The organism is Bradyrhizobium algeriense, assembly GCF_003062295.1.
GTDB lineage: Bacteria > Pseudomonadota > Alphaproteobacteria > Rhizobiales > Xanthobacteraceae > Bradyrhizobium > Bradyrhizobium algeriense.
Genome location: NZ_PYCN01000321.1, coordinates 1 through 255 on the forward strand (window position 1 = coordinate 1; position 255 = coordinate 255).

1 pseudogene is annotated in these 255 nt (G+C 59.2%); it reads right to left on the reverse strand.

The annotated features are described in order from the left end of the window. Positions 1-239: pseudogene (locus C7G61_RS43670) on the reverse strand (ISNCY-like element ISBva1 family transposase); the annotation flags it as partial. Between the last annotated feature and the right edge of the window lie 16 nt (positions 240-255).

The window sequence follows — 255 nt, forward strand, 5'->3', positions numbered from 1 at the left end:
TGATAGCTCCAATTGCGGACGTGTTTGAGGATCAACAATCGCAGCACCACCTCGGCCGGCGCGCCCAGCCGGCCACGACTGCGGCTCTTGGGATGCCGTCTCGCCAGCGCCTCATATACCGCAGCTACGATCTGTTCATCCGCCAGAACGCGGTCGGCATGCTCCATCCAACCTTCGCGAAGATCGCTCACTTCTTCGGCGATCAAGCCATCGCCGAAGCTCAGTTGCACTCTGTGCATCTCAATCACGCTTCTT